The sequence below is a fragment of the Bradyrhizobium sp. LeoA1Lang genome (genome assembly GCF_055413685.1).
The window spans coordinates 1-24904 of the sequence record NZ_JBVAPG010000015.1 but is presented as its reverse complement, the minus strand read 5'-3'; the positions used below and the strand labels follow the sequence as shown (position 1 = coordinate 24904).

Below are 24904 nucleotides of genomic sequence, written 5' to 3'. Positions count from 1 at the left end.
GCTCTTATCACATAAGATCATGATCCGATTGGACGCAATGTGATCATGATCTCATCTCTTTGTTTGAGCATGATCTCCGCGCAAACGCTTCGCGTTTGTCGCGACGGAAAACTGGTTTCACTTTTCCGGACCAAGTTCCAGCGGCACTGATGGCTGCTTCCGTTCCAATTTCTTTCGGCGCGTCATGAGACGACAGCTAGCCGCCGGCTTCACAAAACGGGCGGCCCTGCCCCGGTTTTCGCGGCTGTTTGCGCCATCGTCAATGACCGAGGCTACCAGACCGAGGGGATGAACCGATAGCGCACGCGCGCGGCGTACTCATCGTAACCTTTGAGCTCCGCCCTCAATGCGCCCTCCTCATGCAGGGTTCGCCATGCGATGCCGAGAATGAACACCACCGACATCGCAAGACCGATCCAGGAGCCGAGCAGCAGCGGCAGACCGACGATAAGGAGCAAAGCGCTCGCATACATCGGGTGCCGGACGATGGCGTACGGGCCGGTATCGATCACCCGCTGATCCTCCTGGATCTTCACCACGGGGGCGGCAAAGGTATTTTCCCGAAAGGTCCACCACACGCCGAGCAGATAGAGCACGGTCAGGACGCCGCCAACCACCTGCAGCCAGACCGGCACCGCGGTAAATCCCGTGCGCGCGGCATCCCATGACATGAACATCATCCAGGCGCAGAACAGCACGATGAAGAGCGTCAGCCAGATCCGGTCCCACGGCTTCTGGTCACGCTGCACCGGCGAACTCATGCGCTCGCGCAACAGGCGCGGATTGCGCTTGGCGAGCCACAGGGTGATCGCAAGGCCGCCGATCGCGAATACGGCGAGGAACGCCCAGCCTCCGGGATAAGCCAGGGTGCCGGCCGGCCACAGGATCATGGCGGCCACGATCGCGGTCCAGACCACGATCTGAAGGGTGACTTTCACCATGACATGGCTCCCGATGATTGGCGCCCGTTCATGGGCCGTTGATCGCGGCCGATGCGACGGGTTTGGCCATCCAGCCGACGTAAGTGAGATAGAGACCGATCGCGACGAGCGCGCCGAATCCGAACCGCACCAGCGGCAGCAGGTTCACCGACGCAGCCGCGCCGCGCTCGATCAGTTGCGGCGCCGCCATCAGCACGACGCCACGAAGCGCCAGGATCCAGCCGAAAAGCGAAATGATCACCGCCGGCGCGCTCGACCAATATGGGTGAAGGGCGATGATCAGGAGTCCGAGGAATAGCAGCTGTGCGCCAGCAAACCAGGGAAACAACTGGTTCTCGAAGAACGTGGCGGCAAACGTGCCCATCTCCGGTGCGCGCAGGAGGATGATTCCGGGAACGATGACGAACCAGGGGCCCATGACGCGCGCGAAGGCGCGGGTTCGGGCGCAAGACTCAGGCGTGGCGACCATGGCAGCTCTCCGCTCTGTCGCCCCATCTTTGGACAAATCCGCAATATTCAGTATATTCGGGAAATGCCGAATATGTCAAACAAAGGTCCGACCGGCGCCGAACGGCGCTTCATCGAAGATGTGGCGCGGCTGCTGGTGCCGTGGGGCGTTCCGCAGGCGGCCGCCCGCCTCTACGGCTACCTGCTGCTGTTCCCGGAGCCGGTCAGCCTCGATCGCATGGCGGCCGATCTCGAGATGAGCAAGAGCACCGCCAGCGTCGCCGCCCGGCTGTTGGAGAAATACACGCTGGCGCGCCGCCACGGCCAACGCGGCAGCAAACGTGTGCTCTATGAAGTGTCCGACAATTACGAGGGTATGCTGACCGAGCAGAATCGCCTGCTCGATGCGCTCGCCGAACTCCTGAAGCAGGGCGCGGGCATCGCTGCCCGCGGAAAGACGCGCAGTCGCATGGAAGAGATGGCCGAATTCCACATGACGATCCGCCAGTCGATGGAAGCTGCGCTGAAGCGCTGGCGCACAAGGAAGACGCGGTAGATCGCCGACGCATCCATCGAGTTCCTCCTCACGCCGGCACTGGCGCGGGCTCGGCCTTGACCTTGGCAAACGGCCTGAACGTCAACGCGATCAGGAAGGCGCCAAGTCCAACGGCCCAGGAGCCGATGTAAAGCCATGCGTAATTGGCGAAGGTGTCGTAGATCAAACCTCCCGCCACCGGCCCCGTTGCCATGCCCAGGCTGCCTGCCATCGCCGTTCCGCCGATCACGGTGCCCATCATCCGCAACGGAAAATTCTCCCGCGCAAGCACGGCATAGAGCGGCATGGTGCCGGCATAGATGAAGCCGAACATCGCCGCCACGGCGTAGAATGCGGCAAGCTCGCGCACGAAGGCGTAGGCGAGCGCGCCAAATGCCTGGGCGAACAGCCCCGAGACCAGCACGCGCTTGGCGCCAAAGCGGTCGCCGAGCAGGCCGAACGCGATACGGCCGCCCATCCCCGCGAGCCCCTCCACACTGTAGATCGTGACGGCGGCGATCATCGGTATCCCGCAGCTTATCGCATAGCTCACGGTATGGATGATCGGCCCCGAATGGGTGGCGCAACAGAAGAAATTCGTCGCGAGCAGAACGATGAACTGCGGCGAGCGCAGTGCTTGCGCGAGCGACATCGACGGTTGCGGCTCACCCTCACCGGCCGCAGGCGCATGTTCGCGTTCGAGCGCCGGCGGGCGGCGCACCAGCAACGATATGGGAATCATGATGCAGGCGACGACGACGGCCAGAATCTGAAGCGAGGTCCGCCAATCATGGATCGAGACGAGCCAGGCGGCGAGCGGCGACATGGTCATGGGCGCCATCCCCATTCCTGCTGAAACCAGCGACACGGCAAGGCTGCGATGGGTATCGAACCACCCGGTGACGCAGGCCATCATCGGCGCGAAGATCGCGGCAGCCGCGCCGCCCACCATCAGGCCGAAGATGAATTGAAACGCGACCAGCGATGAGGCAAGGCTGGCCAGCGCCAGGCTTGTTGCAAGCACGATCGACCCGGTCAGCACCACCGGCAGCGGTCCGAGCCGATCGGACAGGGTTCCCCAGATCATGCTCGTGAACGCCATCGCGAGAAAGCCGATGGTCATGGCGCTGGACACGCCGGTGACCGACCAGCCGGTGTCCCGCGTGATCGGCAGCAGAAAAACCGGCAGCGAGAACATCCCGCCGATGGCAACGCAGCCCAGAAGCCCGCCGGCTCCGACAATCACCCAGCGATAGTGAGCATCCTTCATTCCCTGTCTCCACAGCAGCTATCCCTGGCTCCAAGACGAACGCGAGGCGCCAAAGTCGACATGCGGAGGCTCGCTCCAGCTCACTTTTTTGCGAACTCATTCCCGGCTATCAGCCGATCTCGATTCGATCAGCAACCTGACGCGTTCGGCGTCCGCCGGCGTCGCCGGATTGTAGACCACCATGCCGAGATCGGGCCGGCCGTCCACGGCGAAGGCCGAATATTCGAAACTGATCGGCCCAAGGATCGGATGCCGCAGGCGTTTGACGCCCTCGCCGTAACCGTGGACGTCGTTGGCGCGCCACAGCGCCTCGAATTCGGGGCTCAGCCGGCAGAGCTCTTCCACGAGCGCACCGACCTTCTCGGTGGCGCCGGCGCGCGCCGCATCGACCCGGAATGCACCAACCACGAACCGCGCGACGCTTTCCCAATCGAACTGCGCAGCACGGACGCGCGGATCGCAGAAGATCATGCGCAGGATGTTGCGTTGCTCCGGCGGCAGCGATCCGTAATCGGTCAGCACCACGGCCGCTGCGCAATTCCAGGCGACGACGTCCCAGGTCGCGGTCTTCACCAGCGCCGGACTGACCTCGAGCGCATCGAGCACGCGTTGCAGCCGCGGCGTCACGCCTTCGGTCGCCTGGTAACGAACTTCGGGCGGACGGCCGAGGCCGAGCAGGAAGAGATGCTCGCGCTCGACCTCCGTCAGCATCAGCGCGCGGGCGATGCGATTGAGCACGTCGGCCGATGGCGCGCCCCCTCGCCCCTGTTCCAGCCATGTGTACCAGGTCGCGCTGATGTTGGCGCGCTGGGCCACCTCCTCGCGCCTGAGCCCGGGGGTGCGCCGCCGTGTCCCGGACAAGCCGAACGCAGCGGGATCGAGCTTGGTGCGGCGGTCTTTCAAGTACGCCCCGAGCAGGTTCTCGTTCGCGGCTGAAATGCTCATCCTGTTAGCCATTATACCCTGATAACGTCACTACTTTACCAGGATATCGCTCACGCAGACAGTGCGCTCCGGCTTAACTCTGGAGACTTCCTCATGCGTGTCTTTGTCACCGGCGCCACTGGATTTGTTGGCTCCGCCGTGGTCCACGAACTGATCGCCGCCGGCCACCGGGTGATCGGCCTCACCCGCTCGGATACGGGAGCAGCGGCCCTCACCGCTGCCGGCGCGGAAGTGCATCGCGGATCGCTCGAAGATCTCGAGAGCCTGCGCAGCGGCGCGGCGGCTGCTGATAGCGTGATCCATCTGGCCTTCAACCATGACTTCTCGAAGTTCATCGAGAACTGCGAGATGGACCGGCGCGCCATTGAGGCGATCGGCGCCGTGCTCGAGGGCCCCGAACGTCCCCTGCTCGTCACCGGCGGTGTCGCGCTGCTGGCGCCGGGGCGCCTTGCGACCGAGGAAGATCCGCACGCCGCCAACTTCCCGCGCAAGTCGGAAGTTGCGGCCGCCGCACTGGCGGCGCGCAGCGTGCGCGCCTCCGTCGTCCGTCTTCCGCCATCGACCCACGGCCAGGGCGATCACGGCTTCGTTCCGATCCTGATCCGCATCGCCCGAGAGAAAGGCGTCTCGGCCTATGTCGGTGACGGCCTCAACCGCTGGCCGGCCGCGCATCGGTTCGACGCCGCCCGTGTCTACCGCCTCGCGATCGAGCGCGGTGCAGCCGGAGGTCCGTTTCACGCGATCGCCGAAGAAGGCGTGCCGTTCAAGGAGATCGCCGCGGTGATCGGCCGCCGCCTGAACGTGCCCGTCGTCAGCAAATCCCCCGAAGAGGCGGCCGGGCATTTCGGCTGGTTCGCACAGTTCGCAGGCGCCGACGTCCCCACCTCCAGCGCGCGAACCCGCGCATTGCTTGGCTGGGAGCCGAAGCAGCCGGGGCTGATCGCCGATCTCGACCAACCCTGTTATTTCGAGGGCTGAGCCGGACTCCATTTCATCCCCAACGCCAGTGCTGCGCGCTGCCAGATCGAGCATCTGTTCGGACGGCTCGCGGATCAGAGAAGGCGCTCAGAAAGAACTTCGCGCCGTCTTCAGTGGACATGATCGATATCCGTTCGGCGCGAGCCTTTGCGGGCAGTAAGACGCGCGTGGAAGTCGGCGCTCAGCATCGCCAGCGAAACTTCGCCGAGACGCGCGAGCAGGAGCGCCTCCGCATCGTGAAACGCCTTGTCGAGCGCGGCATTGACGGCCTGTTCGACCAGGCAGTCCGGCGCATCGGTCCGATTGCCCATCGCAAGCAATGACGGGCAGCCCAGCGCGTCATAGACATCGCGCAACGTCACCTCTTCGAGATTTCGCGCGAGCACCCATCCGCCGCCATGGCCCTTTTCAGATCGGACGTAGCCGCAGTCGCGCAGCCCCGCCATGATCCGCCGGATCACCACCGGATTGGTGCACATCGCTTTCGCCAGCACCTCTGATGTCACCGGGCCACCGTGCTCGGCCATGTGCAGCAGCACGTGAAGCACCCCAGATAATCGGCTATCTCGTCTCATGTAACATCAAATAGTACATGGCCGCTTATCGATCAAGCACCGCCTCGCCTACCTGACCTGGACCAACGGCAGGAACACGGTGTCGACCCAGGCTTTCCGCAGGGACGGCGGCGGCGCCGAAAAGTTCATGATGACGTGGTACCGAAAGAGGTCGCCGAGCAGAGAAGCCACCGGAGGCGTCAGCTTTGCTGCATCGATCTCACCGCGCTTCACGGCGCGTTCCAGAATCACCGAAAAAGGTCGTGCTCCACCTTCGATGAGGGCGGCGTGCAGATCCTTCGGTGTCGACCAGTTCTCCGAGAAATAATTGCTCGAAAACAGGGTGAAGGCCGCCGCCGTTCCGGCGGCGCGATCAGCCGCCCGCTTCAGAAACTCCAGCAGCTCCGTTCGCACATCGCCCCGATCCGGCACCTCCAGTGGGTGCTTCGCCATTTGCCGCCGAATGGCCGCGATGGCGAGCGGCGCCTTTCCGTCCCATCGGCGCGCAAGCACGGGACGGCTCGTCCCTGCCCTTTCCGCGACCGCCTCCATCGTCAGCCCGGCATAACCGCGCTCGGCCAGTTCGAGCCACGCGGCCTCCAGGATTGCCTCTTCCAACTCCGCGCCCCGACGTCGCTCGGCCATAATTATACTCACTCCAAATAAGATACATTAATGCATCTTGACTCCAAGTTGCGGTTACGACTAGATGCATCAATGCATCTTATGCCCGGAGCCGCACTGTGACAAGAACGCCCCATTCGTGGCTGCGAACTGTATCTCTGCCTTTCGCTCTGACGGTCGCCGGATGCGCTTCCATGCCTCAGAAAACGGCGGGCACGCTGGCAACGTACAACAATCTGGGACAGCAGAAGGGCATGCTCTCGAAGTCGAGAAATTACGTCGATGCCAACGCACTGGCGTCCGTGAAGACTGTGCGCATCGTTCCGACGACTTTTGCCCATAGTGCGTTGGCGCAGGTGAAGACGGCGCAAGATCGCGCGCTGGTCGCAAACGCGCTCGATCGCGAGGTCTGTGTCGCGCTGAGCGACAAGTTTCAAATCGTCTCACCACGTGAACCTGCCGACCTGACCGTTCGAACTGTCGTCACCGACGTGTTGCCGACCGACAAGGCCGCAGCCGGCGTGTCGACCGCGGTGACCTTGGGCACCGGCGCAGCCTTGCCGGTCAGCGTTCCGCGTCTTCCCATTGGCCTGGGTGGCCTTGCCGTCGAGGCAGAAGCCATCGACAGGAGCGGCGTGCAGCGCGCTGCGATGGTATGGGCCCGTGGCGCAAATTCGATCATGGACAACCCTCGCGTTTCCGAAGTCGGCGACGCCTATGGCTTGGCAACCAAGTTCGGCAACGAGTTCTCGCGGATGCTCGCCACCGGCAAGGAGCCGGGCGCCCTGGATATCTCGCTGCCCTCCGGTCAGCGCGTGCAATCGTGGCTGGGCGGCGAACCGAAATATGCCACATGCGACAACTTTGGTCGTGCGCCCGGCCTCATGGGACTTGTCGCCGGCAAGATCGGCGCCCCTCCGGAGTGGACCGACAAGACCCCGCAGGTCGCCCGCGATTGAGATACCTGCACCGTCACGGCAGGCCGTAGGATGGGTAGAGCACAGCGAAACCCATCGCGATGGAGCAAGCCGTGCGAATTGATGGGTTTCGCTGCGCTCTACCGATCCTACGACTGTTGTCCCTGCGGCGTCGCCTGATTCAAATTTCAAACAGCTCTCCGCTGTCATCGTCCGGCTTGACCGGACGATCCAGTATTCCAGAGGCAGTCGTGCTTGAGCCGAGAGGCCGCCGGTTACTGGATGCCCGCCTTCGCGGGCATGACGGTGGAGTTGTTGAGGATATGAGTCCACATTCTCGCGGCGTGTTGCGCCCGAGGTTTGCTTCACTTTCCACCCTCCTCGAGATCAGAGGGCGCAGGGAAAGCCGGGTGCTGGTTGCACCCATGGGTCCCGTGCAACAAAAAGCACGGGGGTAGGACCACAGGTTCAACCGAAGCATTCCGGCTTTCCCTGCGCGATGGTTTACGGCTTACTTCGTGCTCTCCCCGGTGACCGGGCTCTTTTGCCACCGTCACCCGCGGCAGCTCTTGCTGCTCGCGAGCTTAGCGCCAGCGTCGGGGCGCCAGGACCACACGACTTCGCCGTCCGCGAGTGCCACGCTCGTCAGTCGCGACACTCCCGTCCACCGCATCTCACCGCAACGTTCGTGACGATCGCGAGCCGCCCCTCATCTGGGTGAGACGCGCGGAGTTAAATCACTGATTTGCCCGACGGCGAAAGCGGAATGTTTTTTGTGTGAGGGCTGGACAGACTTTTGGTGATTTGCCCGTCGGGTTGATTTGTCGCACGCCGCGCGCCAAATCCACGCTTGTCATTCCGGGGTGATGCCACGGGGTCCGCGCAAAGCGCGGCCCGGTGACAGGCTCCGCATCGAGCCCGGAATCCATTTCTCCGCCTGCGCATGCGTGAGCGGCTGGACCGGTCTCGACCACCATTCCACCTCGCGCTCGGGATTTGCGAACGCGATGGCGATGACGCCACCCACCAGCATGATGACCCCGCACATGAAGAAGCCGGTGTTGAACCCGTCGAGCGGTGTCGTGGCGCTCTCAATAACACTGCCCATGACATAGGGTGCGAGCAGACCGGCTGAACTCGCAACTGCGGTGCCGATCGCGAGCAGTGCGCCCCGTTGCGCTACCGGAGTGATTTCACCGACGACGGCATTGCTGATGATGTAGATCGCCGAAGGCAGCGCCACCCCGAGTGTTGTCAGGGCAACCTTAATGGGGATTCCCGGAACGTACGGCAGCAGCGCCAGCGCAGCGCCGCCAAGGACGACACTCAATCCACCGAGGATGCCGCGCGCCATTCTGCTCGATACGCCGCGTGACAGCAGGCGTTGCGAATACCAGCCGGTCGCAAGCATCGCGCCCGCGCTGCCACCAGCGGGCAGCGCTCCCAGGAAACCGATCGAGCTTTGCGCAAGGCCAAGACCCTTGACCAGATAAGCGCCTTGCCACGAGAGCGCCAGCGACAGGGCCCAGTTGGCCCCGAACGACGCCGCCCAGCACGCCAAGATCGTGGGGCTCAGCAGCAATTGCGCGTAGCCGACCCGTAGGGACGATTGCGCTGCTTCCTTTGGCTTTGCGCTCTCGGTGTCCAACGCCCCTTCGCGACCGAAGACAAGCCACAACGCGCACCAAACGAGGCCGACCAGGCCGAGCGAGCCGAACGCCCAATGCCAGGTCCAACGCACAATGATCCAGTTCAGCAGCGGCAATGCCACCAGGACGCCGATCGCCCCGCCTTGCAGAATGACAGCAGTCGGAAGGGTGCGCACTTCGTTGGGGAACCATTTGTAGGCGGAATGCAGCGCCACCGGTGCTGTCGGACCTTCACCGATCCCGAGTGCGATGCGACATGCCACCAGGGTTTCCAACCCAACCGAGCCGATCATCGGAAACTGCGTCAGCGCCCAGATGAAGCTCATCGCCAATAGCACCCAGCGCGTCTGTACCCGGTTGACGAGAAAGCCGGTCGCGACTGACGAGACTGCGAACAGCAAGTAGAAGCTGGAACCGACCAACCCGAACTGGCGCGGGCCGAGTTGCAGTTCCTGCATGATTGGCACTGCGGCGATCCCGATCACCGCCTTGTCGGCGAAATTGATCACCATGAACATGAAGAGCAGCACCACCACGATCCAGGCGCGGCTGCGGTCGCTAGCGCGCATTGGACCAGCTCGGGAGAGTGCGAGCCGCCCGGACTTGACCACGCGCCAACAAATAGAATGCAGCGACGTGCGTGATCATCAGCACAGGCACGTAGATGATCGGGATCGCGTAAGTGGCGCCCAACTCCCCCGCCAGCGCCGCCAGGCCGACCGCGTTGCCGTGGTAGTAGTCGACGATGATGTCGGCCGCGCCGACGAGATTGAAGGCGACGACGAACAGCCAAAACAGCGGACGTATGTTGACCGTGACAAGCGCCATGATTGCCAGCACCCCGGTTGCGAGGTCACCGTAGGCGGCGAAGGTGGCGAAGCCAGCCGGCAGATTGGGGCCGACGACGCCGGGAACGAGGAAGACGAGGCCGAAGAAGCGGAAGCTGTGCAGGGTTGCGATGGCGCGTTGCGCCTCGACCTGGTCCATCGCCTTGAGCTTGGGCCACACATACGCGCCGAAGCAAAGCAGCCACGGGACGTAGCCCATCACGAGATGTATCTGGAAAACGGTTGCCGGAGACATTGGACCTCCTATCAGGTGTTGACCGACGCGGCCTCGAACACTGCGCTCAGGATGCCGACCCGGCCCTCCATCAAGTTTCGTCCCAAGTTGGCTGCAAGCTGCGCGAAGTCCGGCCCCATCACCACGCCGAGATTGGGCGAAGGCGGCGGACCCGACGCACGCAACTCAGCGATCCAGGCTTTGGCGGCCTCTGTGTCGTCTCGCCATGCGACGTTGCGGAAACCGGCTGGTTCAATCGCCTCGCGCGTCGCGGCGGCGGTCAGAAGAAAACTTGTAGCCGGCGTTCGTGCCCAGGGAACGGGATAGTGCGGCTCGCCGTCGTTCAGCACGACATCGTAGATTGCAAACCTGCCGCCTGCCTTCAGCACGCGCCGGATCTCGCGGTAGAGCCGCGCCCGATCAGAGATGTTCATTGCCACATGCTGCAACAGCACGACGTCGAAATGGCCGTCGTCGAACGGGAGATCCAGCGCGCTGGCTGTCTCAAACGACACCCGCTCACCCTGCCCCGTTCGCTCGGTCAGATAGCGCGCCGCATCCACGAATGGCTCGCTGAGATCGACGCCCGTCACCCGGCAGCCATAGGTCGCGGCCAAAAAGCGCGCCGGCCCGCCGACGCCCGAACCGACGTCCAGAACCGACATGTCGGCGGTTATTCCAGCCAACTTGGCAAGCTCGGCGGTGGCTGCGAGCCCGCGGGTGTGAAAATGGTCGAGCGCGGCCAGCTGCTGCGGCATCAGCCGCTGTTTCTCCGGCCCGAACGCCACGAGCGCCGTCTCCAGCCGCTCGGTCAGGCCGGTCGCGCGATAGTGATCGCGCACGCCATCGAGGATATCGGTCATCGCAACACTCTCCTAAAGCATCAGATCTCACCGCATAAATACGACCGCTTCCGGCGAGCGACTATCCGCGATAATGTCGATGAGCCATGAAGCACAACTTCACAGTCAGGCACGGCGCGCTCGACGGCGTGGAGGCGTTCCTGAGTGTTGCGCAGCACCGCAACTTCCGCAAAGCGGCCGCGGAACTCGGGGTCACTCCATCGGCGATCAGCCAGGCCGTGCGCGCCTTGGAGGCGCGCGTCGGTGCGGCGCTGTTCGTCCGCACCACGCGCAGCGTCGGTCTGACCGAAGCCGGTGAGCGATTCATCTCGCGCGCGAAGCCCGCCTTCGCCGAGCTCGTCGCCGCAAGCGAGGTCGCACGTGAGCTGGGGCAGCGCCCGGCCGGACTATTGCGCCTCTCGGTGCCGCGCGCGGTGGTGCCGTTTCTGTTGGAGCCGCTGATCGCATCCTTCTGCCGGACCTACCCCGAAGTCGAAGTGGAGATCGCCGCAAGCGCGGAGCTGGTCGACCTTGCGGCCGAAGGCTTTGATGCAGGCATCCGGCTGGGCCAGTTCATCGCCGCCGACATGGTCGCGGTGCGGCTGACGCCGCCGTTCCCATGGGTGGTCGTCGGCAGCCCCGACTATCTGCGGCGACGGAAACGGCCGGAGCGCATCGACGATCTGCGAGACCACACCTGCCTGCGCATGCGCCGCTCGAACGGGTCGATTGCGCCCTGGCCCTTTGTTGACGGCAACAGGACGGTGGAGGCGATCGTCTCGGGACCGCTGATTGCCCACGACTACCCCACACTCCTCGAAGCGGCGATACAAGGCTTGGGCCTCGCGCAACTGCCCGGTCCGCTTGCCAGAGCGCCGATGGCTGAAGGCCAATTGCAAGCGCTACTGACGCCGTTCGCCGTCACCGTGCCGGGGGTCTTTCTGTACTATCCAGGGAAACGTCAGGTCCTGCCCAAACTGCGTGCATTCATCGAGCACGTGAAAAGCGAGAGCGCTGATGTGCCGCGCGTCGGTACAATTGCCAGGAGGGTCCGCAAGCTTCGCGGCCCAAACGGTTCTTGATTTGAAAGCAACGACGTGCAGGTGGTCAAAGGGAATTCAGCCGAAAATTATGCTCGTGTCTTCATTCACATTCGCCAACAATCGGCGGCCTGCTGCCGGTGCGTCTCGCCTGCAGTCATGCCGCCTTGTCGGCCAATGCCACACGGGAGGCAAGTAGGCTGCGGCCGGCAGTCTCAGTTGCCGCTGAGCTTCTCGCGCGTCCGGTCATGGATTTCCGTGACCTCCGGTGTCAGAGTCTCATCGCAAATCGGCCATCTCGTACAGCGGCCGGATTTCGATCTCACTCGGTCCCGGCATGGGATTGGGGCAGCGCTTCACCCAGGCGACCGCCTCGTCCATGTCCTTGACTTCCCACAGCCAGAAGCCGGCGACCAGCTCGCGGGTCTGTGCGAAAGGCCCGTCGATGACCGTGCGGCCAGGACCATCGAATGCAATACGCTTGCCCTGCGAAGACGGTTTGAGGCCGTCGGCGGCGCGCATGATGCCGGCCTTACGCAGCTCATCATTGAATCTGCCCATCGCCTCGAGCATCTCAGTCGTTTCGGGCGTGAGGAAAAATCCCTTTTCGCTGTCTTCGGTCGCCTTCACGAGCACCATCACACGCATCGCCTGTCTCCTTGCTTTAGGCAGCCTCATCGGCTTGACATCGGAACGACGAACGGGATTTTCGGAGGCCGACATCGTCCTGCCAATTTTTTCGACGGTTGAGGCGCAGGGCGCGAATGAGGCGTCGCGATGGCGTGATGATCAAGATTCGGCGCCTAACGGACGTTCTCTAGGGAGCCTTGGATGCGACGCCAGCTTGAAAATCGGCGCTAACGAAACCAATGACCTACAACTCGATACCGTCGGGCATACGCCACTACGCTATTCCCCTACTCCCACTCGATTATTTTAAGTGATCGTAACGCGTTGAATTCGGGGCACAAATTTTTTCTGCGCACGACGAAGAACCGTCTCACCGATCCGTCAGAAATTTGCACTCTTGAATTCAAAGGAAAATTTCGGCGATTCAAAATCTGCTCGGTTTCAGCGACTATCGGCATCGATTGGTCAATTTTCGACATTCTTTAGCTGTGCCTTCACGATCAGCTCCGTCGGCAAAAAGACCGTCAGGGCTAGCAAGAGCCTGAACGATACACAGAAGCGGGCTGTCTCTGTCTCATGCCTGATCCGTCCCGAACTTACGCCTTGGCGGCGTTCTGCGCGGCCTCGAATACATCGCGTGCGGACGTCGTACCCGCTACGTGCTCCGTACCCTCGACTCCGAGGTCCATCCATCCTGCATTCACGGCCTCAAACATTTCTTCGGCAGGTCCGGTGTGGCCCTTCGGGATTCCGAATCGCTCGAACGCTTCCGCCCATCCTGCACGCGGGACTGCAAAGGCCTTCACGTCGAGATTCAGGACTTCACCCAATTGCTCCGCGACTTCATCCGCGCTGACCATCGAACCAAGCTCGAGGACGCGCTGCCCTGACCATGCTGGCCCGGTTAAAAGGGTTGCAGCCTCCGCGCCGATGTCGTTCGTCGCGACCATGGTCGATTTCCGGTTTGTCGGATTGTAGTAGACCGGTAGCGTTCCGCCCCGGGCGACCTGCAAGCCGTAGAGAAAATTTTCAAAGAATCCACCTGCGCGCACAAACGCGGTTGGCGATGTCAGGTCGCGAAAACCTTGCTCCAGAAGCGACAAGGCCGTGATCATCCCGAGCCCGCTTGTTCTGTTCGCGCCCATCGACGAAAGCGCAACCACTCGCGGCGGCGCTGCCTTTGTGAGCGCCTCGACATAGTTTGCAATCACGCCCTTTGCTTCTTTGTAATCGGGCGAGGGCGCCCAGACGGCCGGCAACATGACAAACGCGCCTTCGACGCCTTTGAGCGCTTGCTCGATGGCTGCCGGATCATTCCAATCGCCGTCTACCATTTCCACGCCTTGGTTCACCCAGTTAGTCGCCTTCTCGCGATTGCGGACCAGCGCGCGTACCTCCTTGCCGTGCGCCAACAGATGTTCTGCCGTTGCGCCGCCAACTTTTCCCGTGATTCCCATTACTAAAAACATGTGTTTTCTCCTGATCTTGGGGGCAGAGCCCCCTGTTGGTTCAGCGGATGAGCGGCAAAAGGGCCCGGACACGGGCATCACGCGCGTAGAGGCCGCCCCATGTCAGCGCGCCCAGCAACAGGGAAATGAGTTCCGGTGGCGATCCCAACTCACCGATGCGGACATGGGCACAGATGGCGCCGCCCAGAAAGCCCGTCACCAAGATCGCGCCGAGGACGGCGGTGGCCGGGACGGCGTAAAGGATGGCACAGGCGAGGATGATCGGACCTACGACACGGGTCAGGTCCATCGCAAACCCGGTTTCCTGCAACATGCTCGCGATCTGTGCCGGGGCGAAAAGCTGAATAGTGCCGTCTGCCACCAGAGCGACAACGACAGCTGCGGTCATTATCCGGCCGGCCCACAGGGCGCGATGCAAGTTCATGACTTCCGGCGCCTGATGAAGGTTCATAGTTTCAGACACTTGGCGTTCTCCGAGAGGGTCACCTGTCTTCGAGGCCCCCTACTTACTGTGTCTCCTGCGTGTGATAAATGCCGGAGGAAATGAACTCACTGTTCCTCACGCGGTGAACAATGCGAAGGCTCGAAAATGCAGAATCTCGAACCCATCCTCATTTTCATAACGGTCGCGGAAATGGGGAGCTTCACCCACGCGGCCGATAGGCTGGGCATCCAAAAGGGGAGAGCCTCAACGGCGGTCCGGAAGCTGGAAGAAGATGTCGGTGTCAGGCTCCTGCACCGGACGACGCGCAGCGTGCAGTTGACGGAGGACGGACGCGCATTTCATGCCCGCGCCCGCGATCTTCTTGCTGAAGTTGATGATCTGCACTCAATGTTCGCGAGCGATCGAGTGGTACTTCGCGGGCGCTTACGGGTCGATCTTCCGACCGAGGTGGCGCGCACAACGATCGTGCCGGCCTTGCCGGATTTCATGGCGACTCACCCCGAGTTGGAGTTGGAGGTGTCGAGTACGGATCGGCAAGTTGATTTGGTTCAAGAGGGATTTGACTGCGTATTGCGGCTTGGTCCCATCAGGGACGAGACGCTGATTGCCCGCCCGCTGGGCCTGTTGCGTATGGTCAACGCTGCCAGTCCCGCCTATCTGGCGCGCTATGGCGTTCCTCGATCGCTAGAAGATCTCCAGCGTCAGGAACATCGGACAATTCATTTTTCGACGATGCTGGGCGCAAGACCCTATGGATGGGAATATCCGGACGGCGACAGCTACGCGACGCTTCAGTTGCCAGGTGCGCTACACGTCAACAGCGCGCAGACCTACGAAGCCGCTGCCCTCGCCGGCCTTGGCCTGATTCAGGCGCCACTCTTGGGGGTTGGCCGATACTTAGAGAGTGGAGCGCTTGTGGAGATCATACCCGATTTTCGTCGCCGGCCGCTCGCCGTGTCCCTCGTCGTAGCACATCGGAGCAATCTGTCGCGCCGAGTCCGCGCATTCATGAAATGGATCGAAGATGTGCTGGCGCCGTATCTGGAATAGCGAGCCGAACATCTTCGTCCGGCCCTCGATGTCAACGGCGGAGTAATTTCAGGCCACTGAGCCGAGCCTCCGACGCGCAATAGATATCCGGGAAGACCACTTGCTGCCGTGCCGCTTTCAGCGACTATCAATATCGATCGGTCCACTTTTCTCGAATCCACTGGCAACGCCGCAGCGCCGACATAGCCGAAGACTACCGTCAGCAGCGCGAGGGATTGACCGCGATTTTCGCTTGGAGCGATCGCAGCTCGGCTTCCGACTGGATTATGGCAAGCGTCGCCGGCGACCCACCGCGCGTCAGTCGCGCGATAGGGACAGCCCGGCGAGAAGCGGAGCGTACGCGGCGAGCCTGCGGGATACGAACTCCGCGAAGAGCCGCACGCGCTTCGTCTTGCGTGTCTCCCCCTGTGTGAGAAGCCAGACTGTTCCGTACATGTGCAGGTCGGTGCCCGGCACCCTCACCAGCAGCGGGTCGGCATCGCCGACGAAGCACGGCAGTGTCGTGATCCCGAGCCCTTGCCGTACAGCAACGATCTGCGCCCCGGCGTCACTGGTCCTGAATGGAACCCCCGTGGTACGAACCTCACCCTCGCTGGCCCAATCCGGAATTCCATGAATGCTGATGACGATCCAGCGGATGGGATCAGGCGCGCCCGCACGCCACGCGGCCAGTCGATCGCGGGACATGTAGACGCCGCCGAACAGTTCCGGTCCCTTCAGGCCGTGAAGATTGAGCGGCAGGGTTTTGCGGTCGTAGACGACGCGGATCGCCACGTCGGCCTCCCGGTTGGTCAGATTTGCCAGCTCGCCGAACGACAGGATTTCCATCTCGATGTCCGGATGCAGACGCGCGAAATCCGCGAAGTCCGGCATGAGCAGGTGTGTCGCGAGCGGCGGCGCCAGCGTCACCCGCAGACGCCCGCGCACGCTCTGGTCGCGCCCGAAGACGCGCGTCTCCAGCAGGTGCGACGACGCTTCCATCTGGTCCGCGAACTCGAGGACCTCCTCGCCTGCAGCCGTCAGGCGGTAGCCCGAAGGCAGCTTTTCGAACATGTGGACCCCGAGGCGTTCCTCGAGCTGGGCGATGCGTCGCAGCACTGTCGCGTGGTTCACACCGAGGCGCTCGGCGGCAGCCCGCACCGAGCCTCCGCGCGCGACGGCGAGAAAGTAGCGAACGTCATCCCAGTCGATCATGGTGCAATCCCGCACCGCGGGGTGCGCCTTCCAAAACCCGTGTCCAATACCATCGAATAACGTCTCGTCCTCGGACAGGTGGGGCGGCGACTTTGGCGCCTGGGGCGTCGCTCACCGCGCACACCGCATGCCGTGGCTGAAGTTACTAGCTCGCCTGGTTCGATTTTGCACCACCGATGTGCGAACTTCCGCACTGAACGCCTGACGCGGCCGGACCCATTTTCAGCCTCGACACCGTCCCCGGACGAATGCTTGGGGGCAACTGAGGAAAGCCGAAAGGAGAAGTCATGGGAAAGCTTGAGGGCAAGGTTGCAGTCATCACGGGTGGATCGAGCGGCATGGCGCTGGCGAGCGCCAAGCGGTTCGTTGAAGAAGGCGCTTATGTTTTCATCACAGGCCGGAGGCAGGAGGCGCTCGATGAGGCCGTCAAGCTGATTGGCCGGAACGTGACCGGCGTGCGCGGCGACGCGGCCAATCTCGACGACCTCGACGGTTTGTTCGACACGGTCAAGCGGGAAAAGGGCAGGATCGACGTGCTGTACGCGAGCGCCGGCACGGGCGAAGCCGTCCCACTGGGCGAGATTACCGAGCAGCATTTCGATGCGACCTTCGGCCTGAATACGCGCGGCACGCTGTTTGCGGTTCAGAAGGCGTTGCCGCTGTTCAACGATGGCGGATCGATCTTCATGACCGGGTCAGTTGCCTCGGTGAAAGGTTTTCCCGGTTACGGCGTGTATGCGGCGAGCAAGGCGGCGTTGCGCTCATTCGCACGCACTTGGCTCAACGAACTGAAGGGCAGGAATATCCGGGTGAACGTGCTGAGCCCGGGGCCGATCGCCACACCGATGCAGGACCAAGTTCTCACCGAGGAGGCGAAGCGGATGTTCGAATCCCTGATCCCGCGGGGAAAGATGGGTCGTCCAGAGGAAATTGCGGCGGTCGCGCTGTTTCTTGCTTCGGACGATTCGAGCTTCGTGAATGGGGTGGAGTTGTCTGTCGACGGCGGCTTCTCGGCCATCTGAAAGGCCGGGGAATCAATACAACACGGATCGGAGAAGCATTATGAGCTATGCAATTGTAGGATTCGGTAAGATAGGCCAGGCCCTCGCCCGCGCCTTCGCCCGTAAAAATATCGACGTGACCGTCGCGAGCCGCCGACCGCCCGAGGCATTGGCGCCGCAGGCTCGGGCGATTGGACCCATGGTCGTCGCCAAGTCGCTGCAAGATGCGCTCGAGGCCGACACAATCATCCTGGCGGTCCCGTTCGGGGAGCATCGCGAGGTTGCGAAGGCCCTGTCGAGCTGGAAGGGCAAGACGGTCATCGACGCGATGAATGCGTTAGTTCCCCTTGAAGAGCTGGACGGTCTCCCGTCCTCCGCCTTCGTCGCGAAGGCGTTCACCGGCGCCAAGTTCGTGAAAGGTTTCAATCACCTGATTGCGGCCACCCTGGCTGCCGATCCGATCGTCGAGGGCGGCCACCGGGTCGTCTTTCTGTCGAGCGACGACGAGGACGCGACCGCTCCCGTGGCGGCCTTGGCCAAACAACTCGGGTTCGCACCCGTCAAGCTGGGAAAGCTCAACGAGGGTGGCGCGCTGGTGCACGCACGCGGCCGCGTTTGGGGCCAGCTCATCTTCCAGGATTTGTTCAAGAAGGAGCAGTAATCGATCTACGACCGTGTGATCGACGCCGAGAACTGGTCGCGCGCGCTAACTTCTTCGAGCAGCGCGCGACCGAATATTTGAAGGCCACAAAGTCGCGAAGGTTGGGGTGGGCCTGACGGCGTATGGGCGCCGTTCGAAGAGCGGGGAGACGCCCGACAGAGCGGCAGATCGACGCGTGCTTCCGGTCGTGTCAGGCCAGCTTGAAGAAGCGTCGCCACGGACACGATGGCGTGCGTGGGCCCCGGGGGTAAACTGCCCTATTTGCGTGCTACGATAATTAGCCGAATACCCGCCTGCGTCGATTCAGCGCGCGAACGAAGAAGGCGTAACTCAGCATCGTTGGCGCGAGAAATGGCGGATTACCTTTCCGTCTCCGCTCTCCGAGTCGGGACTAATCCACCCTGCGCTCGGTAATCCGATCTGCGTGATGCATCAAGTACCGATGCAAGAACAGCGCGATATTAATTCTGTCGATAACCGTTCCGATTAGTCAACGCGTCTATCGAACCTTCATAGTGGGTTTGATTGACGCCTGCTTCGTTTCCAGAGCCGGCCAATTTCGGCCGGCGAATTTGGGAGATGCACAGTGACACACGATCCACGTCCGTTGGCCAGCCTGCTCGCAGACAAAATCCGGATTTGGAAGCACGGGCAACTACCGATGCCGGATTGGATACCGCCGCATATGGCCGGCGGCATAGAAGCGAACGGCACATTTACTCTAGAAACCGAGCTCGGTCGAGCTCGTGTCCATATTGGTAACGTTGTCATAGAGCGTTGCGGTACGGTATGGGTCCGCACGATAGACGAGGCTCCCGACTTCATTGAAGGACTCAGATCACGCTCTGAGCCGACGATAACAAGTGTCGGGCCGGGAAAAGTACGACAGTTCGGTACCAGCACAAAGAACAGAACCGCCGGACCACGGAGCAAACTCACAGACAAGCGCCCACACTATCTGCCGCCGATAGGCTCGCAGCCATCCATAGAATGGATACACTTGGGTCGACTTTCGATCGACGGAGCCTATCAAAGATCGACCGAGAATGCGGCCTCTCAACGGCTCATCGCTAGCATCGCCGCCAAGTTCGATTGGCGTTTATGCGCGCCGCTGGTCGTTTCCCGACGCTCCGACGAGACGCTCACGATTATCGATGGACAGCATCGATGGATGGCCGCTTGCAAGAGGGACGACATTCCTCAACTCCCTTGCTGTGTCTTCAGATACGAAAACATCCAGGAGGAGGCCCGCATGTTCATTGTTGCTAACCGAGCGAGAAAGCCAATGAACCGGCTCGACGACTATTTTGCGGCTCTTGCGGCTGCAGATGAGGATGCACTTGAAATCCAGCAGCTTGTTTCAGATGCTGGACTGCGGATTGCGCGCAACACGTCGTCAACCGCATGGCGTCCGGGCGAAGTTGCCTTCACTTCGTCGATAGCAAGCTCAATTCGCCGATTCGGCCCTGCGATAACCTCGGCCGTTCTGACAAACATGGCGGTGGCATTTCCGGGTCAAAAGCTAAGTCACGGTGGCGCTATCTTTGGCGGGTTAGCTCGGATTATGTCGCGGCCGCCAGCCGATTTCGACCCGGATCGACTGCTAGGCGCTCTCCAAACGCGAACAGCTGATGAATGGGGCGCGTGCGTGGCCGGGCTCAAGGGTGGAGATACGCGTGCGTCAGCGCTATCCGATGCGATTATGGGGGCGTATGAGAAACAAGAGTTGAGCCGCGAAGTCTGAGAAAACAGCCCGTAGGGCGGGTTAGCGAAAGCATAACCCGCCGCTTCACCAATCGGAATGCGGTGGATTGCGCCTTCGGCTATTCCACTCTACCAATCATTGCTTGAAGCAATGCGCCCGGTGCCATTTCAGGAAATGCGGATGCGGTTTCCGCCACCCCACGACATCAAGATTGCGGTGGCGAGCGCTCACTGTGCCACCTTGTCGATTTGCTTCTGCACGATCTCGGCGGCTTGTTTAACCCACGGCGCACCCGCACGAACTGCCGCCGGGCCTATCCCAGATGCGCTCATCAGGGCTATCCCGAGCAAAGCAACAATAACTTTCGAAGCGGTCGCGGCCCCCGCCTCAACCGTCTTTTCTGCTGTTTTGCTAAAGAAGTTCACACTATGTCGCAGAATGCTGGAAACGAGATTTTCAATCGTTCGGATCATAGCGAAAGCTGCACGCCTGGAAGACGCACCGGGGAAACGACATAAACTGCCGAACAAATGCAATTGTTTTCGGGACTTCCGGATCGGCCAACGCAGGATTCTCTGTCAAGACCGCGACAATCTCGCCGGCAGCGATATCAACTTCGGCGATATCGTCTTCGTCGAGTGCAATGGCTGCAGCCTTTTGGGTAAACTGGTCCCACTCTGGAAACTGCGCCACATATAGCGAAATGCTCGCGCTATACGAATTGAACATCGCCACGATTGCATCGGGGAGTTCAGACTGGAATTGCGTGCTCATCACGCCGCAAGCCATGTTCGTCAAACCAATTTTCACGATGTTTCCATCGGATACTAGCTGAGACTGAAGCTCCTTAACGCTATCGAGCAAGCGCTTATCACAATTGGAATTCTCAAGATTTTTTACCAGCTGTTCGCCGCTACCTTTTATGTGCTCCAAGGCTGACTGGATATTAGCCCTATCCACTTCGGCAGTCTTAGGCGAACGACCGGCGACTACGATACGATCGCCAACAATGTCAAATTGAACCGGCGCGACCTGCTGTCGAGGGACTATACGATCCAAATCCTCAAACGATAGAGAGCCTTGTGCTGCAGAAAATTCAACACCGTATTCGCTAAGGTAAGATTGAAATCTAACCAATGCGTCCGAGACCCGAATTGGGGTTTTCCCGTTCGACAAAATTTGACGCATGAATGGAGTCGGATTATCGCGATCACGACTCATCAACGGGGCAATAATGAACCGCCGGTCGAACACAACCGGATCTACACCACCGGCATGCACAAACTTCTTGATAAAAGAGAAGAGCTCTTCTCGAGCAACTTGCCACTCATCAAATGTCGGCTCTTCTCGATATCGAGTGTAGGTACTAAAGCGGATGCGCGCCTCTTCAACCATCATCATGGTCCGCATGAAACGCTCACGCTCCGCGCCATTGGCAGGAGGTCTTTCACGAAAGGGACGATCAATCGATTGTCGCAACGATGTTAGAAATAGGAGAATATCTCTTCTAACTTCATTAAAGCCCTCAGCCACCCTTCCCCTCCCCGACGTAAATATTTAGTCGTAAGACTGCCGTCTCGCACGCCGACGACGTATTCGTACGTCCGGCCGTCGCCCATCACGCCGACCGTCTTCACCGGCAAGAGCACCGCGAACGCCTGCCAGATCGCGTCGTAGAGGCCGGCTTTGCGAATCTGGTCGATGTAGATTGCGTCGGCCTCGCGGAGGATGTCGAGCTTTTCTTTCGTGATGTCGCCGGGGCAGCGGATGGCGAGGCCGGGGCCTGGGAACGGGTGGCGGCCGACGAAGGCTTCGGGGAGGTCCAGCTCGCGGCCGGCATGAACGCCCCTGAAATTAAGACGTCCCGTAACGCCGTGCGGCCTCGATGGTCAGTCCCTTGCCGACAGCCCCGAACGTATCTCCATCAATCGCCCGCGCCGCTGGCAGTTTCGCCGTGATTGCCTTGCGGACATGGGCCAGTTGAACCGACCCTCCGGTCAGAAACACCGCGTCGATGTCGGCTCCCGCAAGGCCGGCCTGCTTCAGGCAAATGTCTATCCGCGCCTCGATGCGGTCGGCAAGACGCTGGGTGTAACTGACCAGATCCCTGCGTCGTACCTCGGCTTCCAGGCCCTTCTCAATCCACTCCAACGCGATGTTGGATTTCGGCGTCTCCGAGAGCCCTATCTTGACGCCTTCGACATCCATCGCAAGCGTGTGTCCGCGCTGCTCGTCGAGCACCCGCACCAGACGATCGAGCAATTCCGGCTGCTTCGCCTCATAACGCACCTGACGTATTTCGCTGATGACTTTTGAGTCATACATGCGGTTGATGCTCGACCACGTCGCGAGGTCGTGGAAATAGCTCGACGGGACTTCCAGATCCTCCCGCTTCATAGCCGAGCGATAGCCGAGCAACGGCATCACGACACCAAGGCTGAGATACCGATCGAAATCGGTGCCGCCGATGCGGACGCCGTCGTTGGCCAGGATATCGTCCTTGCGCTCGGCGTGGCGATGCCGCTCCGGCGACAACCGAACAACTGAAAAGTCCGACGTTCCCCCGCCGATATCGGCGATCAGCGCGATTTCCTCGGTCCCGATTTGACGTTCGTAGTCAAGCGCCGCTGCGATCGGCTCGAACTGAAATGAGATGTCACCAAAGCCGACTTGCTTGGCTATATCGCGCAAAGTCGCCTCCGCCTTGGCATCGCCAGTCGGATTGTCATCGACGAAGTGTACCGGGCGGCCATGTACGACGTGACACAAAGGGTGTCCGATGACCTCTTCCGCGCGCCGCTTCACCGCACCAATATAGTAAGCGATGACATCACGGAAGCTAACGCGCGCGCGGCCGACGCGGGTGGTCTCGTCGATCAGCGTCGTGCCGAGCACCGATTTGAGGCTGCGCATCAGTCGCCCGGCGTCACCCTCTACATAAGCTTCGATGGCACGACGGCCAATATGGGTGCCGGCGTCGGCTTTGTAGAAGATTGCGCTTGGAACCGTGACGTGAGCGCCCTCAAGCGCAGCCAGCACCGGGCTATTGCCAATGATTGTGCCAAGCGTAGTGTTCGATGTCCCAAAATCCAGACCGCAAATCGCCCCCGGGCGGGCGTGAATTATTCCCACTCAATCGTCCCCGGCGGCTTGCTCGTCACGTCGTACACCACGCGGTTCACGCCCTTCACCTCGTTGATGATCCGCGTGGCCGTCGCCCCCAGGAACGACATGTCGAACTGATAGAAGTCCGCCGTCATGCCGTCAGTCGACGTAACCGCTCGCAGGCCGACGACGTATTCATACGTCCGCCCATCGCCCATCACGCCGACTGTCTTCACCGGCAGCAGCACCGCGAACGCCTGCCAGATCGCATCGTAGAGGCCGGCTTTGCGGATCTGGTCGATGTAGACGGCGTCGGCCTGGCGGAGGATGTCGAGCTTTTCGCATGTGATGTCGCCGGGACAGCGGATGGCGAGGCCGGGGCCTGGGAAGGGGTGGCGGCCGACGAAGGCTTCGGGGAGGCCGAGCTCGCGGCCGAGCACGCGGACTTCGTCCTTGAACAGTTCGCGCAACGGTTCGACCAGCTTCATGTTCATGCGTTCGGGCAGGCCGCCGACATTGTGGTGCGACTTGATCGTCACCGACGGGCCGCCGGTGAAGGAGACGCTTTCGATCACGTCGGGATAGAGCGTGCCCTGCGCCAGGAATTCGGCGCCGCCGATCTTTTTGGCCTCCTGCTCGAACACGTCGATGAAGAGGCGGCCGATGGTCTTGCGCTTCTGCTCGGGGTCGGTGACCCCTGCGAGCTCGCCGAGGAATTGCTTCGACGCATCAACGTGAACGAGCGGGATGTTGTAGTGATGGCGGAACAGGTCGACGACGGTCTCGGCCTCGTTCAGCCGGAGCAAGCCATGGTCGACGAAGACGCAGGTGAGCTGGTCGCCGATCGCTTCATGGATCAGCACCGCCGCGACCGCTGAATCGACGCCGCCGGAGAGGCCGCAGATCACCCTGCCTTTGCCGACCTGGGCGCGGATCTTCTCGATCGCCTCGTCGCGGAAGGCGCGCATGGTCCAGTCGCCGGTGAGGCCTGCGACCTTGCGGACGAAGTTGCGCAGGAGCTTGGCGCCGTCGGGCGTGTGCACCACCTCGGGGTGGAACATCAACCCGTAATACTTCCGCTTCTCGTCCTGGATCACCGCGAACGGCGCGTTGGCCGAGATGCCGGCCACCGTGAAGCCCGGGGGCATCTTCGTGATGCGGTCGCCATGGCTCATCCAGACCTGGTGGTGCTCGCCCATCGACCAGGTGTCGTCGAACAGTTTGCTCGCGGTCTTTACTTCCAGATCGGCGCGGCCGAACTCGCGGTGGTGACCGCCCTCGACCTCGCCGCCGAGCTGGGCGGCCATGGTCATCTGGCCGTAGCAGATGCCGAGCACGGGGACGCCGGAGTCGAAGATGAGCTGCGGCGCGCGCGGCGAGCCCTCCTCATGCACCGATTCCGGGCCGCCGGAGAGGATCACCGCCTTGGGCTTCATGTCCTTGAAGGCGGCCTCCGCCTTCTGGAATGGCACGATCTCGGAATAGACGCCCTCCTCGCGGACGCGGCGGGCGATCAATTGCGTCACCTGACTGCCGAAATCGACAATCAGAATCTTGTCATGCGCCGAGGCCACGGAGGGCGTCGACGGCGAGCGGTCGGGCTTGGCGGCTGTCATGGACAGCAGATACGCGACGGGGGGCGGCATCGCAACCCTCCCGGGGGCGGCGGGTGCGGGCTGGTGACGGCCATCCACGGGGTTTTGCCGACAGCTCGTAGATTCCATGGGGCGGTGAGCGCGCCCTTTCCGGTAGGTTTGGGTTTCCACACTCGAACCATCGGAGAGTCTGATGCAAGCATCGACCAAGAGCACGCCCACCGCCGGCCATTGTGGCACGATTT

At 61.7% G+C, this 24904-nt stretch carries 25 protein-coding genes and 1 pseudogene; 8 read left to right on the top strand and 18 right to left on the bottom strand.

Going from position 1 to position 24904, the window contains the following annotated elements; translation table 11 throughout:
• Positions 1 to 272: 272 nt before the first annotated feature.
• Both ACZYOF_RS08020 and ACZYOF_RS08015 read right to left on the bottom strand, forming a co-directional pair.
• Positions 273 to 941: a methyltransferase family protein gene (locus ACZYOF_RS08020; protein WP_463715403.1), complete on the bottom strand. Its 669-nt coding sequence runs from the start codon at positions 939 to 941 to the stop codon at positions 273 to 275.
• Positions 942 to 969: 28 nt separating this feature from the next.
• Complete coding sequence (locus tag ACZYOF_RS08015) at positions 970 to 1410, bottom strand: hypothetical protein (RefSeq protein ID WP_394568829.1); 441 nt, start codon at positions 1408 to 1410, stop codon at positions 970 to 972.
• A gap of 72 nt (positions 1411 to 1482) precedes the next feature.
• On the opposite strand from ACZYOF_RS08015, the gene ACZYOF_RS08010 reads away from it, so the two are divergent.
• Complete coding sequence (locus ACZYOF_RS08010; protein ID WP_463715402.1) at positions 1483 to 1944, top strand: GbsR/MarR family transcriptional regulator; 462 nt, start codon at positions 1483 to 1485, stop codon at positions 1942 to 1944.
• Positions 1945 to 1972: 28 nt separating this feature from the next.
• Here ACZYOF_RS08010 and ACZYOF_RS08005 read toward each other — a convergent pair whose 3' ends face one another.
• Positions 1973 to 3193, bottom strand: a complete 1221-nt coding sequence (locus tag ACZYOF_RS08005) for an MFS transporter (protein WP_463715401.1) — start codon at positions 3191 to 3193, stop codon at positions 1973 to 1975.
• Between the two features lie 96 nt (positions 3194 to 3289).
• Complete coding sequence (locus tag ACZYOF_RS08000; protein WP_463715400.1) at positions 3290 to 4138, bottom strand: helix-turn-helix transcriptional regulator; 849 nt, start codon at positions 4136 to 4138, stop codon at positions 3290 to 3292.
• Positions 4139 to 4231: 93 nt separating this feature from the next.
• Here ACZYOF_RS08000 and ACZYOF_RS07995 point away from each other — a divergent pair, with 93 nt between their 5' ends.
• Positions 4232 to 5116, top strand: coding sequence for an SDR family oxidoreductase (locus ACZYOF_RS07995; RefSeq protein WP_463715399.1), 885 nt, complete (start codon positions 4232 to 4234; stop codon positions 5114 to 5116).
• 110 nt (positions 5117 to 5226) lie between these two features.
• On the opposite strand, the gene ACZYOF_RS07990 is transcribed toward ACZYOF_RS07995, so the two are convergent.
• Positions 5227 to 5691 (bottom strand): RrF2 family transcriptional regulator, encoded by a 465-nt coding sequence (locus ACZYOF_RS07990; protein WP_463715398.1) that lies wholly within the window; start codon positions 5689 to 5691, stop codon positions 5227 to 5229.
• 48 nt (positions 5692 to 5739) lie between these two features.
• Positions 5740 to 6315, bottom strand: coding sequence for a TetR/AcrR family transcriptional regulator (locus ACZYOF_RS07985; protein ID WP_463715397.1), 576 nt, complete (start codon positions 6313 to 6315; stop codon positions 5740 to 5742).
• Positions 6316 to 6488: 173 nt separating this feature from the next.
• Here ACZYOF_RS07985 and ACZYOF_RS07980 point away from each other — a divergent pair, with 173 nt between their 5' ends.
• Entirely contained in the window at positions 6489 to 7253 is a 765-nt protein-coding gene (locus ACZYOF_RS07980; protein ID WP_463715396.1) for a DUF3313 domain-containing protein, read from the top strand.
• A gap of 811 nt (positions 7254 to 8064) precedes the next feature.
• Here ACZYOF_RS07980 and ACZYOF_RS07975 read toward each other — a convergent pair.
• Genes ACZYOF_RS07975 through ACZYOF_RS07965 form a run of 3 tightly spaced genes read right to left on the bottom strand, consistent with a single transcriptional unit; the run spans position 8065 to position 10785 of the window.
• On the bottom strand, positions 8065 to 9429 hold the full coding sequence (locus ACZYOF_RS07975; protein WP_463715395.1) for an MFS transporter: 1365 nt from the start codon (positions 9427 to 9429) through the stop codon (positions 8065 to 8067).
• On the bottom strand, positions 9419 to 9943 hold the full coding sequence (locus ACZYOF_RS07970; protein ID WP_130582016.1) for a hypothetical protein: 525 nt from the start codon (positions 9941 to 9943) through the stop codon (positions 9419 to 9421). Before ACZYOF_RS07970 ends, ACZYOF_RS07975 begins: the two co-directional genes overlap by 11 nt.
• 11 nt (positions 9944 to 9954) lie before the next feature.
• Positions 9955 to 10785, bottom strand: a complete 831-nt coding sequence (locus ACZYOF_RS07965) for a class I SAM-dependent methyltransferase (RefSeq protein WP_463715394.1) — start codon at positions 10783 to 10785, stop codon at positions 9955 to 9957.
• Between the two features lie 86 nt (positions 10786 to 10871).
• On the opposite strand from ACZYOF_RS07965, the gene ACZYOF_RS07960 reads away from it, so the two are divergent.
• Positions 10872 to 11846: a LysR family transcriptional regulator gene (locus ACZYOF_RS07960; RefSeq protein ID WP_463715393.1), complete on the top strand. Its 975-nt coding sequence runs from the start codon at positions 10872 to 10874 to the stop codon at positions 11844 to 11846.
• Between the two features lie 237 nt (positions 11847 to 12083).
• On the opposite strand, the gene ACZYOF_RS07955 is transcribed toward ACZYOF_RS07960, so the two are convergent.
• From ACZYOF_RS07955 to ACZYOF_RS07945, 3 genes are all read right to left on the bottom strand, one after another.
• On the bottom strand, positions 12084 to 12527 hold the full coding sequence (locus ACZYOF_RS07955; RefSeq protein WP_463715392.1) for a YciI family protein: 444 nt from the start codon (positions 12525 to 12527) through the stop codon (positions 12084 to 12086).
• Positions 12528 to 13030: 503 nt separating this feature from the next.
• Positions 13031 to 13903 (bottom strand): NmrA family NAD(P)-binding protein, encoded by an 873-nt coding sequence (locus ACZYOF_RS07950; protein WP_463715391.1) that lies wholly within the window; start codon positions 13901 to 13903, stop codon positions 13031 to 13033.
• 40 nt (positions 13904 to 13943) lie between these two features.
• A complete protein-coding gene (locus ACZYOF_RS07945) occupies positions 13944 to 14366 on the bottom strand; it encodes a DoxX family protein (protein ID WP_463715390.1) in 423 nt (140 codons plus the stop codon).
• Positions 14367 to 14492: 126 nt separating this feature from the next.
• Here ACZYOF_RS07945 and ACZYOF_RS07940 point away from each other — a divergent pair, with 126 nt between their 5' ends.
• A complete protein-coding gene (locus ACZYOF_RS07940) occupies positions 14493 to 15398 on the top strand; it encodes a LysR family transcriptional regulator (RefSeq protein ID WP_463715389.1) in 906 nt (301 codons plus the stop codon).
• A gap of 297 nt (positions 15399 to 15695) precedes the next feature.
• Here the strand turns inward: ACZYOF_RS07940 and ACZYOF_RS07935 are convergent, their stop codons facing one another.
• Positions 15696 to 16592: a LysR family transcriptional regulator gene (locus tag ACZYOF_RS07935; RefSeq protein ID WP_463715388.1), complete on the bottom strand. Its 897-nt coding sequence runs from the start codon at positions 16590 to 16592 to the stop codon at positions 15696 to 15698.
• A 287-nt stretch (positions 16593 to 16879) separates the two neighbouring features.
• Here ACZYOF_RS07935 and ACZYOF_RS07930 point away from each other — a divergent pair, with 287 nt between their 5' ends.
• The 3 genes from ACZYOF_RS07930 (at position 16880) to ACZYOF_RS07920 (ending at position 19998) form a co-directional block, all read left to right on the top strand.
• Positions 16880 to 17614 carry an SDR family NAD(P)-dependent oxidoreductase gene (locus tag ACZYOF_RS07930; RefSeq protein WP_463715387.1) on the top strand — a complete coding sequence of 245 codons (735 nt, stop codon included), beginning with the start codon at positions 16880 to 16882 and terminating at the stop codon, positions 17612 to 17614.
• Positions 17615 to 17654: 40 nt separating this feature from the next.
• Complete coding sequence (locus ACZYOF_RS07925) at positions 17655 to 18254, top strand: NADPH-dependent F420 reductase (protein WP_463715386.1); 600 nt, start codon at positions 17655 to 17657, stop codon at positions 18252 to 18254.
• Positions 18255 to 18840: 586 nt separating this feature from the next.
• Positions 18841 to 19998, top strand: coding sequence for a DUF6551 family protein (locus ACZYOF_RS07920; RefSeq protein WP_463715385.1), 1158 nt, complete (start codon positions 18841 to 18843; stop codon positions 19996 to 19998).
• A gap of 188 nt (positions 19999 to 20186) precedes the next feature.
• Here the strand turns inward: ACZYOF_RS07920 and ACZYOF_RS07915 are convergent, their stop codons facing one another.
• The 5 genes and pseudogenes from ACZYOF_RS07915 to guaA all read right to left on the bottom strand — a co-directional run bounded on the left by ACZYOF_RS07915 (position 20187) and on the right by guaA (position 24680).
• Positions 20187 to 20432, bottom strand: a complete 246-nt coding sequence (locus tag ACZYOF_RS07915) for a hypothetical protein (protein ID WP_463715384.1) — start codon at positions 20430 to 20432, stop codon at positions 20187 to 20189.
• Positions 20416 to 21492 (bottom strand): hypothetical protein, encoded by a 1077-nt coding sequence (locus ACZYOF_RS07910; RefSeq protein WP_463715383.1) that lies wholly within the window; start codon positions 21490 to 21492, stop codon positions 20416 to 20418. The genes ACZYOF_RS07915 and ACZYOF_RS07910 overlap by 17 nt, the downstream gene beginning before the upstream one ends.
• Before the next feature lie 44 nt (positions 21493 to 21536).
• A pseudogene (locus tag ACZYOF_RS07905) lies at positions 21537 to 21794 on the bottom strand (GMP synthase (glutamine-hydrolyzing)); the annotation flags it as partial.
• A 19-nt stretch (positions 21795 to 21813) separates the two neighbouring features.
• Complete coding sequence (locus tag ACZYOF_RS07900; RefSeq protein WP_282532731.1) at positions 21814 to 23082, bottom strand: Hsp70 family protein; 1269 nt, start codon at positions 23080 to 23082, stop codon at positions 21814 to 21816.
• Positions 23082 to 24680, bottom strand: coding sequence for a glutamine-hydrolyzing GMP synthase (gene guaA, locus ACZYOF_RS07895; protein ID WP_463715435.1), 1599 nt, complete (start codon positions 24678 to 24680; stop codon positions 23082 to 23084). Before guaA ends, ACZYOF_RS07900 begins: the two co-directional genes overlap by 1 nt.
• Positions 24681 to 24904: the final 224 nt, after the last annotated feature.